General features: G+C 59.5%; 13 protein-coding genes and 1 pseudogene. 8 read left to right on the forward strand and 6 right to left on the reverse strand.

Annotation, left to right across the window (positions count from 1 at the left end; genetic code table 11):
- The first annotated feature begins 43 nt into the window (after positions 1-43).
- On the forward strand, positions 44-613 hold the full coding sequence (locus HUG12_RS00510) for a UbiX family flavin prenyltransferase (RefSeq protein ID WP_179266902.1): 570 nt from the start codon (positions 44-46) through the stop codon (positions 611-613).
- Positions 614-709: 96 nt separating this feature from the next.
- A complete protein-coding gene (locus HUG12_RS00515) occupies positions 710-1,735 on the forward strand; it encodes an aldo/keto reductase (protein ID WP_179266903.1) in 1,026 nt (341 codons plus the stop codon).
- A 45-nt stretch (positions 1,736-1,780) separates the two neighbouring features.
- Here HUG12_RS00515 and HUG12_RS00520 read toward each other — a convergent pair whose 3' ends face one another.
- Complete coding sequence (locus HUG12_RS00520; protein ID WP_179266904.1) at positions 1,781-3,004, reverse strand: MFS transporter; 1,224 nt, start codon at positions 3,002-3,004, stop codon at positions 1,781-1,783.
- A gap of 105 nt (positions 3,005-3,109) precedes the next feature.
- The gene (locus tag HUG12_RS00525; protein WP_179266905.1) at positions 3,110-4,024 is read right to left on the reverse strand and encodes an HAD-IA family hydrolase; all 915 of its coding nucleotides are present in this window, start codon (positions 4,022-4,024) and stop codon (positions 3,110-3,112) included.
- Between the two features lie 445 nt (positions 4,025-4,469).
- On the opposite strand from HUG12_RS00525, the gene HUG12_RS00530 reads away from it, so the two are divergent.
- Complete coding sequence (locus HUG12_RS00530) at positions 4,470-4,712, forward strand: MFS transporter (protein ID WP_179266906.1); 243 nt, start codon at positions 4,470-4,472, stop codon at positions 4,710-4,712.
- A 464-nt stretch (positions 4,713-5,176) separates the two neighbouring features.
- Entirely contained in the window at positions 5,177-5,443 is a 267-nt protein-coding gene (locus tag HUG12_RS00535) for a hypothetical protein (RefSeq protein ID WP_179266907.1), read from the forward strand.
- A gap of 39 nt (positions 5,444-5,482) precedes the next feature.
- Here HUG12_RS00535 and HUG12_RS00540 read toward each other — a convergent pair whose 3' ends face one another.
- Both HUG12_RS00540 and HUG12_RS00550 read right to left on the reverse strand, forming a co-directional pair.
- Positions 5,483-6,988 (reverse strand): aldehyde dehydrogenase family protein, encoded by a 1,506-nt coding sequence (locus tag HUG12_RS00540; RefSeq protein ID WP_179266908.1) that lies wholly within the window; start codon positions 6,986-6,988, stop codon positions 5,483-5,485.
- Positions 6,989-7,066: 78 nt separating this feature from the next.
- Positions 7,067-8,556, reverse strand: a pseudogene (locus tag HUG12_RS00550) (aldehyde dehydrogenase family protein).
- Positions 8,557-8,728: 172 nt separating this feature from the next.
- Here HUG12_RS00550 and HUG12_RS00555 point away from each other — a divergent pair.
- On the forward strand, positions 8,729-9,511 hold the full coding sequence (locus HUG12_RS00555) for an ABC transporter ATP-binding protein (RefSeq protein WP_179266911.1): 783 nt from the start codon (positions 8,729-8,731) through the stop codon (positions 9,509-9,511).
- 1,078 nt (positions 9,512-10,589) lie between these two features.
- On the opposite strand, the gene HUG12_RS00560 is transcribed toward HUG12_RS00555, so the two are convergent.
- Positions 10,590-12,230, reverse strand: a complete 1,641-nt coding sequence (locus tag HUG12_RS00560; protein WP_179266912.1) for a UbiD family decarboxylase — start codon at positions 12,228-12,230, stop codon at positions 10,590-10,592.
- 218 nt (positions 12,231-12,448) lie between these two features.
- Between HUG12_RS00560 and HUG12_RS00565 the strand changes: the two genes are divergently transcribed.
- The 3 genes from HUG12_RS00565 to HUG12_RS00575 are packed head-to-tail and all read left to right on the forward strand — an operon-like array spanning position 12,449 to position 15,286.
- Positions 12,449-13,588, forward strand: coding sequence for an ABC transporter substrate-binding protein (locus HUG12_RS00565; protein WP_179266913.1), 1,140 nt, complete (start codon positions 12,449-12,451; stop codon positions 13,586-13,588).
- 54 nt (positions 13,589-13,642) lie between these two features.
- Positions 13,643-14,470 carry an ABC transporter permease gene (locus HUG12_RS00570; RefSeq protein WP_218836376.1) on the forward strand — a complete coding sequence of 276 codons (828 nt, stop codon included), beginning with the start codon at positions 13,643-13,645 and terminating at the stop codon, positions 14,468-14,470.
- A 3-nt stretch (positions 14,471-14,473) separates the two neighbouring features.
- Complete coding sequence (locus tag HUG12_RS00575; RefSeq protein WP_179266915.1) at positions 14,474-15,286, forward strand: ABC transporter permease; 813 nt, start codon at positions 14,474-14,476, stop codon at positions 15,284-15,286.
- Positions 15,287-15,345: 59 nt separating this feature from the next.
- On the opposite strand, the gene HUG12_RS00580 is transcribed toward HUG12_RS00575, so the two are convergent.
- Positions 15,346-17,013, reverse strand: coding sequence for a thiamine pyrophosphate-binding protein (locus HUG12_RS00580; RefSeq protein WP_179266916.1), 1,668 nt, complete (start codon positions 17,011-17,013; stop codon positions 15,346-15,348).
- Positions 17,014-17,031: the final 18 nt, after the last annotated feature.

The following is a 17,031-nucleotide window of genomic DNA, read 5'->3' on the forward strand; positions in this document are numbered from 1 at the left end:
CGGCCCCGCAAGTTAATACCATCTGGACATAACCCTGTGGACAGTGACAGAGCGTATTATCGTCGCCTTGACCGGTGCAACGGGCCAGCTGTACGGAGTGCGAGCGCTCGAGCTCCTCGTAGAGACGGACCAAGAGACACACCTCATTTATTCGAACGCGGCGGGGCTGACGCTCCGCCAGGAGACCGAGTACGAGCTATCTGACCTCGAAGACCTCGCCAATGAGACCCATAGCGTCAAGAACATTGGTGCGCGGACTGCCAGCGGGTCCTTCCGCACTGCGGGAATGCTCGTCGTACCCTGCTCGATGAAGACACTCTCCAACATTGCCCACGGAAACTCGGGGAACCTCATCACCCGGTCCGCTGACGTCGTCCTCAAGGAGCGGCGACCGCTGGTATTGATGCCCCGTGAGAAGCCATTCAACCGCATCCATCTCGAGAACATGCTTACGGTGACAGACGCCGGCGGCATCATCTGTCCTCCGTTCCCGTCGTTCTATCAGGGGATCACGGATATGGACGAGATGATCACCCGGACGGTCGCACGCGCCCTCTCGCTGATGGACGTCGAGATCTCGTTCGATGAGTGGGAAGGGCTCGAAGACTGGTAAGCCGTGGTGAGTCCGCAGTGACGGTAGTGAGGCTTTCACGGGAGTAGCAGGGTAACGGGTAGAAAGATTAACCGTACTGTCTCGGCATCTTCTGGCATGGAGTATACGACTCTTGGTCCGACTGGATCGGAAGTCTCCAAACTATGTCTTGGGACGTGGCGGTTCGGCCACGAAACAGACGGCGTCGTCGAAACGACGGAATCGGAGGCGCATGACCTACTGGACGCAGCCGTTGAGGCAGGGATCAACTTCATCGATACGGCCAACCGGTACGGCGATCCGCCTGGGACCAGTGAACAGTACCTCGGAAACTGGCTCGAGGGCCGCGATCGAGAGGACTTCGTCATCGCATCCAAGGTCGGGATGCCGGTCGACGACGGTCGCGGCTGGAACCGCGATGGCCTCTCTCGAAAGCACGTCCGGTGGCAGATCGACGCGACGCTAGAGCGATTAGGAACCGATTATCTCGACCTCTACTACATTCACCGGCTCGACGACCGGACGCCGGTCCAGGAGACCCTGACGACGCTGCACCAACTCGTGGAGGAGGGGAAAGTCCGCCACCTCGGCGCCAGCACGATGGCGGCCTGGGAACTAACTGAACTGCTGTGGAAGGCCGACGCGAACGGTCTCGAGTCCGTCGCGGTTACGCAGCCACCCGTCGACGCGACGCTGCAGAACTGGCAGCGGTACGAGCGGTTCGACCTCCACCGCTACCTGGAGGTCTGCGAAAAGCACGATATCGGCGTACTGCCGTACTCACCGCTCGCCGGCGGGTTCCTAACGGGGAAGTACGAGCGCGACGGCGACGCACCGGAGGGGTCCCGGGCCGACCTAGATCCGGATACTTTCGAGCGGAAATACGTCTCTGAGCGCGCATGGGACGTCCTCGACGCGGTCCGCGTGGTTACTGACGAGGCGGACGCGACCGCCGCACAGGTCGCGCTCCGGTGGGTCATGGAGCAGGACCAGCTCCCAGGTGGGATGATCCCGCTGACCGGGGCTCGGACCGTCGACCAGTTGCGGGAGAACATCGGCGCCGTCGACCTCGATCTGAGCCGCGACCAGCTGGATCGAATCGACGAGGCCCGCGGACAGCCGCTGTTCGCCGCGAAATTATAGCGACGCGGTTCGACCGATGGTGTAGCTGCAAGCTCGTTCACCGGGTCAGGCCGAGAGGACTTTGACTAAGACGATCCCGTACCCGACGACGACGACCGCGGCGGACAGGAATACGACTTCGTAGCCGCTAAGCGAGAGGGCGAGACCGAACGCGGCGGGCGATGCAGCATTGGCCATGATCTTGAACGTGTTCATGAAGCTGATTATCCCTGCCCGCTGGTCGGTGCTGACGATGGTCGTGATAACGTTGTTCAAGAGCGGGACACCGATGGCGTCGCCGAGTCCGAACACGGCGACGGCTCCGACGAGCCACCACATGCCCGGCGCGACCGCCAGCATCGCCAGCCCGCTAGCTAGGAGTGCAAAGACCCCATACACGGAGTAGTTCCGATCGAGCCGCGCTGAGAGAGCGCCCGTCAGCGGTGAGCAAAGAATGCGTATCGCTCCGCGGAGCGAGAGCAATAGTCCGGCTACGAACGGGGTGACAGCGTACTCACGGACGGCGAACAGCGGCAGGAACGTTAGCACCGCCGTCTTGGTGAAGTACAGCACCGCGACGCCCAAAACGAGGACGCTCAGAATGGGGTCCCCGAACTCGCCATTGATTCCGCGCAGGTAACCGCCGAGTGACTGCATCGAGAGGCTTGTTTCGATAGCCCCCTCATCGGGAGCCGTCTCCGGCAGATATCGGTAGATCAATGCCATCGCCGGGAACGCCAAGAGAAAAATGAGGAATGGATAGCTCCACAGGAGACCCGAGAGGAATCCGCCCAGCGCGGGTGCGAGGACGTTGCTGATCCCGTGGCTACTCGTTCGAAGGCCCTGCGCGGTTGAGCCCGCTGGACCGGTGTACATGTCACCGACGACCGCGATCGTGATTGGTGTGACACCAGCAAACCCGATTCCCTGCAGCGCGCGCATCGCGAGGAGGGCCTCGAAATTCGGTACAAAGACCGTCCCGACGCCGGCCAGGCCGTACAGCGCAAGCGACGACAGCAGGACGATCCGCCGGCCATAAACGTCTGCGAGAGTACCTGCGACCGGGATTGCTACAGCCGAAGCAAGGTAAAATGAAGAGATAATCAATCCAACTCGCGCGTCCGATACGGTGAACGTGGTACTAATGCTGGGAAGCGCGGGCGGGACGACCTGGTTAGCGAGAATGCCAAATGAACTCCCGAACAGCAGCGCCAGTAACGGCGGATCGGATGCAGGCGAATCGGTCAGATCGAATCGCCCGGACTCGTCTGCGATTCCGGAGTTTCTCACGAGCGCTGAGAGGTAGCCGTCATCGACACAATAGCGTACCTTTCTCGGTCAGGATATCCGGTTCATCGACGCTCGCTTCGGCCGTGACGGCGCCCATTTCATTGCTCAATCGAACTGTGCCGGGTGGAGGAAGCTCGATCCGGCCGCGGCCGCCGCTTCGGCGTCAGTCCGCTCGTCGCCCACGAAGACACTGTTGCCAGGGTCCGCATCGAGGCGGTCGAGGCAGTGCTCCAGTGGTTCGGGATGCGGTTTCTCTTCCGAAACGGTACCCCGGCCGACGATGGCGTCCATATCGCCACGGGTGCCGTGGGATTCCAAGGCCTGTTCGGCCACGGACGGCGCGTTCGCGGTACAGATACCGACCGAGCAGCCGATCGTCGACAGCACCGTGACGAGTGGGAGACGCGATCCTGTCCGGGCCCCCTCTGACTCGTATTCCGTGAGCAGCCGATCAAGTTCATCGTAGTGTCCGTTCTTTCGCGCGATCCGCAGGACGTCCGCTCGTGAGTACTCCGTCAGCGAGCGTTCAAGGATGTCGTCTAACAACTCCTTGATGTCATCGCGCGCAGCCCCCCAGTCGACGTCGAGGTCAACGAGCGTGCCGTCGAGGTCGAAAACCACCGCGTCGAAACCGTCTAGCTCGGACGCATCGGTGGGACCCGCGTCGGGGTGCCAGATGTCGTCTGGCGGGGAAACGGGGACCTCGTCGCCGTTATCGAATCCGAACAGTGCCCGCAGTCGGACAGGCGCAACGAGTTCGACTTTGCCGTCGGGATAATTGTCCATCAGCGGTCGGATCACAGCGCTCCGAACGCCGGAGACCGAACACGCCCGCAGCACGACCCCGTCGCAGTGCTCCGTTACAAGCGCACCCGACATCGCGGTCTTCGACGGGAGTTCGTCAAGAAGCGGCAGGCTATCTACGTTGAGCGTTCCCGAATACGGCCGGAATCCGAGTTCAGCGGCCAATTCATCGGCTGTTTCCCTGACGAAGTACGCCCCTTCGCCGGCGCCAGTCATGACAGATGGACACATGCACCCTTCTAGTGAGGAGAAGGACTTGAAAGGTGGTTTTCTGCGGCGTTTCGCCGACCCAGACCGCCGTAATACTTTTCGGTCAAAGTAGCAACTTGTATGATATCGACAGGTTCCGAGCCATCAATCAGAGTAACAGTCCAGCGTCGTCTGGCACTGACCGCACGAGATGATCGCCGGCACACCGCACTAGCAGAGTACGTCAGCGATACAGGTAGACGCTATTGGGGGCATGCATAGACAGCAGCCAAATTCGCGGATACATAGACGCTCTACTGGGACCCGGCGCGACGAGGATACTTGTGTCGCGCATAGCAATCGCCGTTTTCCTCGCCAGTGACTTGATGATGTTGCACACGCGGCTGCTCTCCCTGCTACTGCCCGCGATCGCATATAGGTACACGGGTCCGACTCCTCGGTGGGACTCGTCATGACGGCGCTCACTCTGTCGTCGATCGTCTTCATCTCGGTGATGGGAGTGCTGGTCAACCGTTTTTCTCGGCGGCACGCCCTAGCCGGGTCGCTCGTAATCGCCGCGCTCTCAGGCGTCGTGACCTCACTGGCGCTGACCTTCGAGGAACTACTATCGCCCCGCGTCGTTCAGGGACTCGGGTACAACGGCGTCATGCCGATGACGGTCACGCTCCTTGGTGATCTATTATGGAACCCGTGAGACAACGGCGCAGGGCATTCGCGCCCCCGCGAACAACGCCGGGCCACGGCGTTCCCTGTCATCGGTGGCGCACCTTCTTGTCTCGTGGAGCGCGCCCTTCCTGCTATACGTCCTCTGTTTCTCCACGGCGGCGGTCGCATACGTCACTGTGCCGACCGCGAAGTCCAGCAAGGAGCGACTGCTAGTGGAAGAGTACCTCGCTCACGTGCTGAGCGTCGCGGCCCGGCCGCGGATGCTCACCCTCGCCTTGGTCGGGTTCACGACGGTTTTCGTCCAGTACACCTTCCTCACGCACGCGTCGCTGATTCTGACGCCCAGTTCACCTTCACACCTGCGACGGTGGGCATCTACATCGGACTGGCAACGGCGGCGAGTACGCTCGGGGTGAGCTAAGTAGGTCGCATCACCAATGCCGTTACCCGGATGGGACGTTTCTGGTCTCCCTGCTCGTCGCGGGCGCCGCGATGGTACTTATCCCCGTGATCGGATCGGCAGTCCTCGTCGTTGTCACCCTCTTCGGGTTCTTCCGCGGGATCCTCGGGCCGACCCAGCACAACGTCCTCAACCAGACCATCGACACGTCCGTCCGCGCTTGGATCAACTCGGTCAGCTATACAGTGATGACAGCAGCGAAGACTACAGCGCCGATCGCAGTCAGCGTGATTGCCGCAGCTAACTCCTACGCGGTCGGGATCCTGCTGCTGGGCGTATCTCCGTGTTCTCTACGGTGACCTTGCTGTGGGTACGCCGGAACGCTCCGTAACGGGCGGTTACCCCAGGCTGTGCCAGTCATGGGTGCCGCCCTCGAAGTTGACGTTGACGTTCTTTAGGCGCGTGTGGCCAATCAATCCTTCGAGACTGTCTTTCTTCCCGATGCCGCTTTCCTTGTAGCCGCCAAACGGCGCACCGGTGAAGTGCCCGCCGTGCTGGTTCACCCAGACGTAGCCCGCCTCGAGGTCTTCGATAGCGCGGTGGGCGTCCTGCAGTGAGTCGGTCCAGACGCTCGCCGTGAGGCCGTAGTCGACGCCGTTGGCGATCTCGATCATCTCCTCGTAGTCGCTCCAAGTGATGACCGAGAGCACGGGCCCGAATACCTCTTCGTTGGCGATGGTCAACTCCGGCGCGACCTCGAATACCGTCGGCTCGATGAAGTAACCTGTCTCGAAGGGCTGGATCGCCTCCCCGCCCGTGAGCAGTTCCGCGCTCTCCTCTTTCGTTTGCTCGATATAGCGGAGCACCTTCTCGTACTGCTGTCGGGAGACGATCGACCCCATGTCGGCGGACTCCTTGAATGGGTCGTCCGGCCTGACGGCCTCGAACCTATCGACAACGCGGGATACGACATCGTCGCGAATCGACTCGTGAACCAAGAGGCGCGATCCGCTGCTGCAGGACTGGCCCTGCCACGGGAGGCTCATCCCCTTGGCGGCGCCGGTCGCGGCCTTCTCGACGTTGGCGTCCGGGAAGACGATCGTCGGATTCTTACCGCCCAGCTCCAAGATCACGTCTGTGACGTTCGTCGCGGCGCTCTCCATGACCCTCTTGCCGACCTCGACACTGCCATTCATGTTGATGAGATCCACGTTAGGGTGCTCAACGAGCATCTGACCGACGCCGCCGGCGCCAGTGATGAAGTTGACGAGCCCGTCTGGGAAGATGGCCGTTTCCTCAACGAGGTGGCCGACATAGAGCGCTGACAGCGGCGTGACCTCTGAAGGTTTCATCACGATGCCGTTACCGGCCGCGAGGGCGGGAGCGAGCTTCTTCCCGACGAACATCGCTGGGTGGTTGAACGGTGAAATGGCTGCCACGACGCCGTAGGGTTCCCGGCGAGTGAAGTCGAACGTCTGGCCCTCCGTGGGGAGTGTGTCGCCTTTGAGCTCCGTGATGAGACCGGCGAAGTATCGGATGAGTTCGGCGCCTTTCTCGGGATCATACTGCATCCGCTTGATTGTACTCCCAGTATCGGCTACGTCGAGGTTCGCAAGGTCATCGCTGGCTTCAGATAGAGCGTCCGCAAACGTCTCCAGTCGCTTCCCCTTCTCGACGGGCGAGTACGAATTCCACTCTTGACTCGCACGGGCGGCCGCCGCCACAGCCTGGTTAATCTGGTCCTCGGTTGCGACCGGCACGTCAGCGAGGTGTGTTCCGGTCGCCGGGTCTGTTGTTGCGACGGTCTCGTCGTTCGTGACGAACTCTCCGTCGACATACATCCGATTCTCAATCAGCAGTTCGACCTCGATTCCCGTCAGCGATAAGAATCGCTCGAACTTCATTATCCATATAATACCGACCCGCGTATATAAAGTACGGGGTCGATTGCCGAACCGGAGAATCCACCCGCTCACCGGCGGTCACAGGGATATGTCGTCGTCGGTCAGGTCTATGAGGAGACCCTTCGCTTGGTTGAACTCCCGCATCGTCTCGGCGAAGTCATTCTTCCGGCCGAAGCCGGTCCGTTTCTGCCCGCCGTGGGGCACGCCCAGCCGACCGCCTGACGGACTGTTGATCGACACCTTACCGACCTCAACGCGATCGGCCAGTCTGTGGGCTCGCTGGAGGGTCGAAGTCCAGATGTATGCTGCGAGTCCGTACTCTGTGTCATTGATCAGGTCGATCACTTCGGCCTCATCCGCAAACGGCATCACGGCCAGCACCGGCCCGAACACCTCCTTGTACATAATGTCGTCGTCGCGCTCAACGTCGCCCAGCAGCGTCGGGGGAACCAGAATCCATCCTGCAGGCCCGGCTCGTAGGGGAGGTCCGCCTGCACGAGGACCGACGCTCCCTGATCGAGAGCCCGTTCGACCTTCTCCGCGACGTGGTCGCGGTGAGCCTGACTGATGAGCGGGCCAATCTGACAGCCCTCGTCAGTACCCTCTCCGACCGTGACTGACTCGACTCTCTTCCGTATGATCGTGACGAACTCGTCGTAGATGTCCTCGTGGACGAGAAGCCGTTCGCTCCCGGAACAGTCCTCTCCGTTGTTCTTGAACGAACTGTATATCACGCCGTCTGCCGCCCGGCTCACGTCGACATTTGGGAACACAACTGCAGCATTCTTTCCGCCGAGCTCCATCATAGCGGGCGTGACGGTGTCAGCGAGCGACCGGAGGATCCGTTCACCCGTCTCATCGTTGCCCACGAATGCGACCTTGTCGACATCAGGGTGTTCAACGAGGGCCTTCCCGGTCTCGTCGCGGCCGGTCACGACGTTGAGCGCGCCGTCAGGGAGGCGGTTCCCCAGTAGTTCGGCTGCCCGGAGCGCAGAAAGGGGTGTCTCTGGCGCCGGCTTCACGACGGCGGCGTTCCCCGCGGCGATCGCGATTGCCGCGAAGTCGACGCTGTTGACCAGTGACCAGTTCCAGGGGATGACGATCCCGACGACGCCCAGTGGTTCGAAGATTTTCTTCTGGACCTCCTCCGTGGAATCGAGGACCGCGTCGCCGAGGAACTTGTCAGTGCCGCCGACGTAATATCGGACCCGCTCAACAGCGCTCTCGACATCGCTGCGCGCTTGACGTATCGGTTTGCCATTCTCGGCGACCACCAGGTGCGCAAGTTCCTCCGCATGTGATTTGATCACATTGGCGAGGTCGTGTAGTAGATCGCCGCGACCTCGGGGCGTCATCGCCGCGAGGTCCTCAGCGGCCTCGTCCGCAGCAGCGACAGCACGGTCGATGTCCGTAGCTGTGCTGTCTGGAGTCTCCGTAAACGCCGCTCCGGTCGCTGGGTTGTGAACAGGAAGCACCGCAGATCCCGTCGATTCAACGAAAGAACCATTGACGAATAGACGCCACTCCCTATCGAACCGGTTCATGAGGCCGCCTGATCCCATACTCATCCTACCGAATTATATAATAAATCCACTGACTGTTACGCTCCCACAGCGCATCAGGGTCAAAGCCGGTGAACGCCGGCTAGTTGCAGGAATCGGCCGTGTTCGGAAGCGCGAGTCAACTAGGGCGGTTCGCTCATGGAAAAATTTATAAATAGAGCGGGTGACTTTCTCTCACATGGCTTCGCTGCAAGCGAATAATGTGAGCAAGATCTACAACTCCGGAAAAGACGCTGTCAAGGCACTCGACGACGTTTCGCTAACAATTGGGGACCAGGAATTCGTCAGCATCGTCGGACCGTCGGGCTGTGGAAAAACCACGTTACTACGGATTCTGGACGGGCTCGTCGAACCGACGAGCGGCGAGATCCTCATCGACGGAAGTCCAGTAGTCGGGTCCGGCCAAGATCGCGGCATGGTCTTTCAGTCGTTCAACCTCTTTCCGTGGCGGACCGTCCAAGAGAACATCGAATTCGGGCTCGAGGCTCGAGGAGACGATAAATCGGAGCGTGCCGAGATAGCGAAGCAACACATCGAAATGGTCGGTCTCGAAGGGTTCGGCGACGCATATCCCCACGAGCTCTCGGGCGGGATGCAGCAGCGGGTCGGCCTAGCACGCGCGCTTGCTATCGACCCAGAGATCCTGCTAATGGACGAGCCTTTCGGCGCTCTGGACGCACAGACACGCGAGATCATGCAGACCGAACTTCTGAAGATTTGGGGCGAAAACCAAAAGACCGCTGTCTTCGTCACCCACGATATTGACGAAGCCATCTACCTCTCAGACCGGATCATCGTCCTTACTGACCGACCGGGGCAGATCAATCGGATCGAAGACGTCCCCATCGAGCGTCCCCGGTATAATAAGGACGTGCACGCTATGGATGCGTTCAACGAACTCCATGACATCATCTGGGATACTCTCATGGTCGATACTGAGCAGATGGAAGTCACCGTCTGATTGACGCCCTCCAAGGGTTGATCCGATATTCTGCGACGTTCTCGAATTGACGAACTGCCTCGCTTATCTCCTCGTCGCGTCGGCCCGATAATGGAATGACCGATACGATTACTGTCGCTGGTCCGATTCATACAGCCACTGTGGCCGAGTGGTATCGACTCCAAGCGGGGGTTCTATAGCTGGAATCTCTCTATCACCCGACCAGAGAATCGATAACAGAGATTCCATCTATCGGAACTTTATATAGATTGTTGAAGATCTCTTTTGGGGGAGGGAACTGCACCCTGATTCCCCTGATTCGGCCGAGAAACCCGTCCGCTGCCCGGGATCCGGTCGCCAACCTCCGGAAGTAGCCACTTAAATCGGCTTCAAGAGTCAGATAAGTGAGTGGCACCTATCCGAGGTGGCGAAAGCCGGCTCAGGAAATAACAAATTTAACTTTGTTATATCATCGGGCTGATCTGATGCGTGCAGATCAGACCTAGTAGAAAGCAGTCGTTGTATGCAACGCCGATCATAGGGAGATGTTCCTTAGACGGTGCAAAGTCGCCGATCGGCCGCAGCGGGCCCGATAGAGTCAACCGACCAGTCAAGGCGGAGAGTGCAACCGAGCTTACGACGAAAACGGAGGGTTCGGACGTCCTGACCCCATCAACGTTGAATGGCGGTCCATCCGGAAAATATACACGAGCGACCCATATAGTTCCGCTTTGCAGAACCCGTAATTATTTCTCCCAACTTAGAAATTCATTTATATTTCTGTGAGTCACAAATATCTATGGGAATATTTAATGTTCTATCCTTCAGAATGGGTGCGGGGCAGTAAAACTCCCGAGCTCTGGCGGCTTAGGCAAGAGATACAAGGAACATGGATCCAGATTTCAGTCTGACATTTGCCAGTCGAAAGCGACAATCTGCGAGGGCCGGCATTCAGTCGCCAACGTATTGCCGGGAACGCAATGGACGAGGATAAGTCAGGGAGCGGAAGTTGGAATGGGAGCAAACCGGTGACGAATGCCGCTTAACGTTCAGAGTGTCTTAGATGGAACAGAAAACGAAGCCGGAGCGACTTACGTCGTTACTTGAAGTCCTCTTCAGAGAAGACAGGCGTATTGGGTTCGATCTCGTCGGTCAATACCTGGCGGTTCTTGAGTTCCTCTCCGGTCTCGAAGTAGCGGCCCTCGACTGCGCGCTCAGCTTCCTCAACGAGTTGGTCGTTCCATTCACCAAGCGAGTACCCGTACCAAGGCATCTCAGGGTCGAGTTCTGGAAGTCCCAGCTCTTCCCAGATCTCGCGGGCATTCTCCATGTACTCCTTCTTCGGGAGTGAGATCGGGGGCATCTTCCGCTTGAGGGTGGCGTCCCAGAGGATAGCCGAGTCGCCGCTTTCGTCCTCGCCTTCGTGACGGGGAGCGTGACCGACCGACCGTCCTTCGATGATCTCGGTGTCTTCGTGAGGCTTCGAACGGTAGCCCATGGCCCAGAACACGGCGTCGAGATTGTCCGGATCGATGTCCTCGTCGACCGCGACGACGAACTTCCCGTGGGACGCACGGAAGGAGGCGACGGCTGTGAGTGTCCGCCAGACGGCAGAGCGCTTGGTTCCCTGCTCAACTTGGACGATGATGAGCTTCCGGAGGTTCGTCAGCGGTTCGTGTAGTGTCACAGATGTAACGCAGTTGAGTTTGCAATCCTCCGTCAGGTGCTTGTAAAACAACGGTTCGAGGGCGACTTTCTTGATCACGCTGCTCTCGCTGGGCGTGACCTGACTGATGATCGACGTCATGACGGGGTTGCTGCGCTTCGTGATCCCCGTCACGTCGAACACCATGTTGTACTCCTTGTTATTAATGAACCCGTGTGACTCACCGAACGGGGCCTCGGGTTCGAGGACATCCGTCCTTATCTCGCCCTCGATGACGATATCGGCGTCCGCTGGCACCATGACGGGAACGGTCTGACCCTCTACCTCTTGTATCGGGTCGCCGACGAGACCACCCGAGACTGCGAGTTCGTCGACACCAAATGCTAGCGACTGGGCGGATGTGTAGGCGACAGCAGGCGGCGCGCTGACAACAAGCGCCGCCGGCAACGGTTCACCTCGGTCCTTAGCGACTTTCCAGTGTTCGTAGATGCCCTTCCCCCACTCGATGGAGGGGTTCATCCCCGTCCGCTTGCGACCCTTCACCTGGGCGCGATAGATCCCGACGTTCCGGTTCCCCGTTTCAGGATGGTGGGTGACGAACGCGGACATTGTGGTGTAGGGGGCGTTATCGAACCCAGGCGTCGAAATCGGAATGGGGATTCCCTCGAGCGCGTTTCCGTCCTCGTCCAGATCAGAACCGGTGTGAACGACATCGTGTACCGGTGCCTCTGAACTACTGACTTCTGTCGGCTCAATCGGGTTGTCAAGGGCGTTGTCCCACTTCTGGTTTACTTCCGACGGGTCGACACCGAGACCCGTCCCGTAGATCTCAGGATTCCCGGCTAATGCTCCGACTGTCACCGGCGTGTCGAATGCACGCCCATTCGAATCGGTGACGTTCGTGAAGAGGAACGCCTTCCGGTCTACTTCGGGGAGGCCGCCGCGGAACTGCCACCGAACGAGCGGGTGAAGCTCCGTGTCCTTGTTTATCTCACGGTCAACCGTTACGAGGAGGTCCCTTTCGCGCAATTCCTCAAGGTGGTCCCTCATGTCGGGATAGTTCGGATAAGCCATGCCAGAGTCTCGTAAACCAGGGTTTAAATAATTTGGGGCTCCCTTCCGCCCGAAAGTGGGGTTATCACGGTACCCACTGCAGCTTTGGTCAGGCAGATGCCCAGAACGGCCAGATCAATTTTCAGTTGACCCTGCTTTCCTGTTGAACCTCCAGCACGAGCCGGAATCGTTCGTGATTGTCCATTAGTTTTATATCGTTCTATAGTGGAGATGCACCCATGCCATTTGATGGCAATCACGAGCGGCGTAGAGTATTGAAAACGATCGGTGGTCTCACTGCGACTGCAGCTATTGCTGGGTGTAGCGGAGACGGCGGTGACGGTGGTAACGGTGGCGATACCGGTACGGACACTGGGGGTACCAGCACGCCGGCCTCTGAATCGGTGACGTACGATGCCACAATGGGAATCGTCGCCACGGAACTCAACCAGATCCCAAGCCTGACGGCGTTTCGGAATCTCCTGTCGCAGGCTACCGACGAGCAACTCACCGGGAGTTACCGGACGTTCCGGAACTCACAGCTGCCGATGCAGGCGATGGTCGGCGGCGAGATCGACTACTACGCTCTCAGCTTTGGCAACACCGTCTCGGCGTCCCTATCGGGTAGCGACATGCGGGTACTAGGCCCTAAGACAACTGGGACTGACTACCAGATGGTCGTTCGAACCGACATCAACGCAAGCAACCTCCAAGAACTCGTCAACGGCGATTACACCATCGGTGTGGCCGGCCTCGGGGGCCTCTCACACGTTCAGATGGCCGGGGTCCTCGCCCAAGAAGGATTAACGACGGACGTTGAGGAGGCCGGTATTCAGAACATCGGCGGTTCAAGTACGCGGACGTCTGCGGTCGCATCGGGCGAGATCGACGCGACGCCGATCCACATCGACCAGGTCGGGCGTATCCAGTCAGAGGATGCACCCGTGGAAGTGCTGTTCGACTTCCGCGAGTACTTCCCGTCGTTCATCAACCAAGCGATTACGGTTACCCAAGACTTCCTCGATTCGGAAGAGGGCCAGGCACATGTTGAGAACTATATGCAGGTGATGCTCGAAGCCAACGAGGCCGCAACGAACAACTTCGACTGGCTGTACGAGAACGCGCAGCAGCTTATGGCTGAACCGCTCGACGAAGAAGAGGCCCGCACCTCCTGGGAATTCAACGCCGAAACCATCGAGACTTGGAAGTACGAAGCGGATGGATTCAACGATGAGAGCTTCCAGAACTACGTCGAAGCGATGGAGGCCGCCAACGTCATCGACTCAAACCAGGTCGAAGAGATCGAAATGGACGAGATTCTTGTCCACGACTACTGGGACGCGGCCGCCGAGAACCGGCAAACTGATCGATGGCTGTAGCGACGTGTGGCTGTCTCGCATTAGAAATAGCGCATCAAGCCATAAAATACACAAATGACATATAATGATGGAGGACATCTGCTGAGTAGGTTCAATAGTGTCCTAGAGGAGACGGATTACGTGAGCCGAGGTCGTCTCATTAACGCCCTCTCGCTCATCGCCGGCTTTATCCTCTGGGAGATGGCGTCGAACGCGCTCGGGACCGTCATCTTGGCGCCTCCGACGGACGTACTCACGCGCTTGTTCGAACTTATTGTCTCCCTCGAACTTATCGACGCGATGATCGGTTCGCTGACGGCGCTCTCGGTCGGGTATGTCATCGCCGTCACACTCGGAACGCCGCTGGGATTCGCCCTCGCGCAGTCGAAGTACGTGCGCTGGGCGGTGAACCCATACATCGACGCCATTTATACCACGCCGGTCATTGCATACTTGCCTCTCGTAGTTGTCTGGTTTGGTCTTGACTTTCGGGCACGCGTGTTCTTCGTGTTCATCTTCTGTTTCTTCGAGATCCTGATCAGTGTATTCGACGGCGTCAAGACGGTTCAGAACGACTATATGAGCGTCGCGAAATCCTTCGACGCACCCTGGCTGTTCGCGCAGCGGAAAGTCATCCTTCCGGCCGCGCTGCCGTTCATCTTCTCTGGCTACCGCCTGGGGATCGGCCGCGCGGTCCGCGGGATCATTGTTGCGGAACTGTTCCTGCGGATTGTGAATATCGGAAACCTCCTGCAAGCCGCAGGAGCGACGTTCGATACCTCCCAGCAGATCGCGGTCGTCATCGCTGTAGCATTGATGGGTATCGGACTCCAGCGGATCGTTCTGGGCGGATCGCAGATAATCGCCCCGTGGTATTACGAACAAAGCGGGAGGGAGGCCTGATCCATGTCGACGAAAACGAGAGCGCCGGACGTATTCCATCAACTCTCCGAGCGCAATCAGCAGTGGGTCGTCCGTCTCATTACGCTGGTCATCACCGTTCTCCTATGGGAACTCGTCGGACAGGTCCTCGGTAACCTGTTCTTCGCTCCGATCACTGACGTCATCCCGTCGTACGTGGAAATGGCGACCGAGGGTGAGATGTTCTCCGCACTCGCAGTGACGCTCTGGGAGATGTTCATCGGCTTTGGCCTGGCAGTCATCGTCGCCATTCCGATCGGGCTTGTGATGGGCCGAAATCGCGTGGTTGAGCAGGCACTCTCTCCCTGGGTGAGCGCGATGTTCGTTACCGCAACGGCTGCGCTGCTACCGCTGTTCGTCATCCTATTTGGGATCAGCTTCGACTTCCGGATCGCCATCGTCTGGATCTCCTGTGTCTGGTTCATACTGCTCAATACCCACTACGGCGCGAAGGGAGTGGACCAGGAGTTCACTGACGTCGGCACGTCCTTCAACGCCGGGCGGATCCAGATGTTCCAGGGCATTGTCCTCCCGGCGACGCTCCCCTTCATCTTTGCCGGCCTTCGAATGGGCCTCATCCATGCACTCAGGGGTGTCATCTTGGCGCAGACGTTCATTGAGTTCGGTTACGGCGGCCTAATCGCCCAGATGGGAAAGCAGTCGGTCGACACAGCGCCGATCCTGGCTCTCATTCTCACGCTGATGTTCCTCGGGTACGGGCTCCGCATATTGCTTGAGAAGACGGAGGCGTGGCTCTTCCCGTGGAGCGAGGAGACCGAAGCGATGGGGGCACTATAATTCCGTTCGCTTTTTCTTCGGTGTCGTGAAGAAGTCAGCACCGACAGCGGTCTCGGCCCCTATTCGTAGGCCTGCCGCCCAACATCGGGGTCAACGTGGACATCGAGGAGCGCCGGACCGTCCTCGGCCAGAAGGTCCGCAACGGCGTCGTCGATGGCTTCGTCGTCGCTGACCGAAATGCCGCGGAGGCCAAAGTCCTCGGCGATCTGATCAAACGCGGGGTTCCCGTACTTCGTCCCCACGTGTCGGCCGTACCGCTGGGACTGGCGGATCGCATGCGACATGAACGCATCGTTGTTCAATAGGATGATCTTCACGGGAATGTCTTCCCGAACCATTGTCTCCAAATCCTGGAGGACCATCGCGAACCCCCCGTCGCCCTCGAAGGTCATGACCTGTCGGTCGGGCATCGCTAGCTTCGCCCCCATCGCCAGCGGAAACCCCTGGCTCATACCCGTAAAGTTCGCGGTTACGAACCGCCCGTTCAGGTCCGATACCGGAAGCAGGCGGGGATAAGTGTTATGAGATCCGCCACCCGTGGTGTACGCGAAGTCATCGTCAGCGTGCTCTTTGACGGCTCTGACGACCAGCCGCGGGTCGATGCCGTCACCGCCGTGTTCGCCGGGGGAGAGCTTCTCTCGGCGGACCGCCTCGTACTCATCGCGGGTCGTGTCTGCGACGTCGGCATACCCAATAGTACTATCTTTCCGCGCGCGTGAAGTGATCGCAGAAATCGTCGACGCCGGGTCAGCGAGCATCGTCACGTTGGCGGAATAGAAGCGGTCGAGTTCGTCAGCGCGGACTGAAGCCTGTATGAGTGTGGCGGAGTCGTCGATGAGCGCCCAGTCGTTCGTGGTCTGGTCCGAAAGTCGCGTGCCGACGGCGAGGACGTAGTCCGCCTGCTCTAGGGCGGCGTTCGACGGTGCGAGCCCTGAGTTCGCCACGTAGCCCAGCGACCGAGAGTGGGTTTCGGGGAGTGCACCCCGGGAGCTCTGCGTCGTAACCACGGGGATATCAAACGTCTCGGCGAACGTTTGAAGCGGTTCGCTGGCGTCAAACCACCGGAACTCGTTGCCCGCGACAACGATCGGCCGCTCGGCGTCCGCGAGGAGTTCAACGGCTCGCTCGACGGCCCGCTCGGTCGGACAAGCCGGCGTCCGTGAGGCCCGTCCCCCACTGGCCGCGTTCTCGAGACGGTCGTACTGGTCGTCGGGCGGCGGGGAATAGGGTGACTCGGCCACGTCGCGTGGCACATCGACATGAACTGGACCGGGCATCCCCGTAATCGACTGAAGGACTGCATGCCGGACTTGGTTGTAGACGGCGTGGTCATGCACCTGAACGCTGTGCTTCGTGAATTGGCGGAATACGTCGGTCACGGGCCACTCGTGATTGACGTCGTTACTGATCCGGGTACTGGCCTCATTGCCCGTAATCGAGATGACTGGGATGTTGTCTCGGTTCGCAGCGGCCACGCCGAACACCTGGTTGGCAGCTCCCGGGCCGACGTGAGAGATCGAGGCCGTCGGTCTGCGCGTCGCGAGCGCGTACCCGGTCGCCATCCCGACGGCGACCTGCTCGTGACGGGCCGAGATGTAGTCGATCCGATCGTCCTGCGAGACCTCGTCCACAATTTCCAGAACTGTCGATCCGACGAGACCAAACATCCTGTCGACGCCAGACCGAACGAGCGTCTCAACGATCACACCCGCGCCTGTGGGAGACATGCTCTACACCACCCGACA

The organism is Halorarum salinum, assembly GCF_013402875.1.
GTDB classification, from domain to species: domain Archaea; phylum Halobacteriota; class Halobacteria; order Halobacteriales; family Haloferacaceae; genus Halorarum; species Halorarum salinum.

Bases quoted from the DNA above. Each gene is read 5' to 3' on its own strand.
- HUG12_RS00570 (WP_218836376.1), top strand. From the start codon at position 13,643: ATGACATATAATGATGGAGGACATCTGCTGAGTAGGTTCAATAGTGTC.
- HUG12_RS00515 (WP_179266903.1), top strand. From the start codon at position 710: ATGGAGTATACGACTCTTGGTCCGACTGGATCGGAAGTCTCCAAACTA.
- HUG12_RS00565 (WP_179266913.1), top strand. From the start codon at position 12,449: ATGCCATTTGATGGCAATCACGAGCGGCGTAGAGTATTGAAAACGATC.
- HUG12_RS00540 (WP_179266908.1), bottom strand. From the start codon at position 6,988: ATGAAGTTCGAGCGATTCTTATCGCTGACGGGAATCGAGGTCGAACTG.
- HUG12_RS00575 (WP_179266915.1), top strand. From the start codon at position 14,474: ATGTCGACGAAAACGAGAGCGCCGGACGTATTCCATCAACTCTCCGAG.
- HUG12_RS00580 (WP_179266916.1), bottom strand. From the start codon at position 17,013: ATGTCTCCCACAGGCGCGGGTGTGATCGTTGAGACGCTCGTTCGGTCT.
- HUG12_RS00530 (WP_179266906.1), top strand. From the start codon at position 4,470: ATGACGGCGCTCACTCTGTCGTCGATCGTCTTCATCTCGGTGATGGGA.
- HUG12_RS00555 (WP_179266911.1), top strand. From the start codon at position 8,729: ATGGCTTCGCTGCAAGCGAATAATGTGAGCAAGATCTACAACTCCGGA.
- HUG12_RS00525 (WP_179266905.1), bottom strand. From the start codon at position 4,024: ATGACTGGCGCCGGCGAAGGGGCGTACTTCGTCAGGGAAACAGCCGAT.
- HUG12_RS00535 (WP_179266907.1), top strand. From the start codon at position 5,177: ATGGTACTTATCCCCGTGATCGGATCGGCAGTCCTCGTCGTTGTCACC.
- HUG12_RS00560 (WP_179266912.1), bottom strand. From the start codon at position 12,230: ATGGCTTATCCGAACTATCCCGACATGAGGGACCACCTTGAGGAATTG.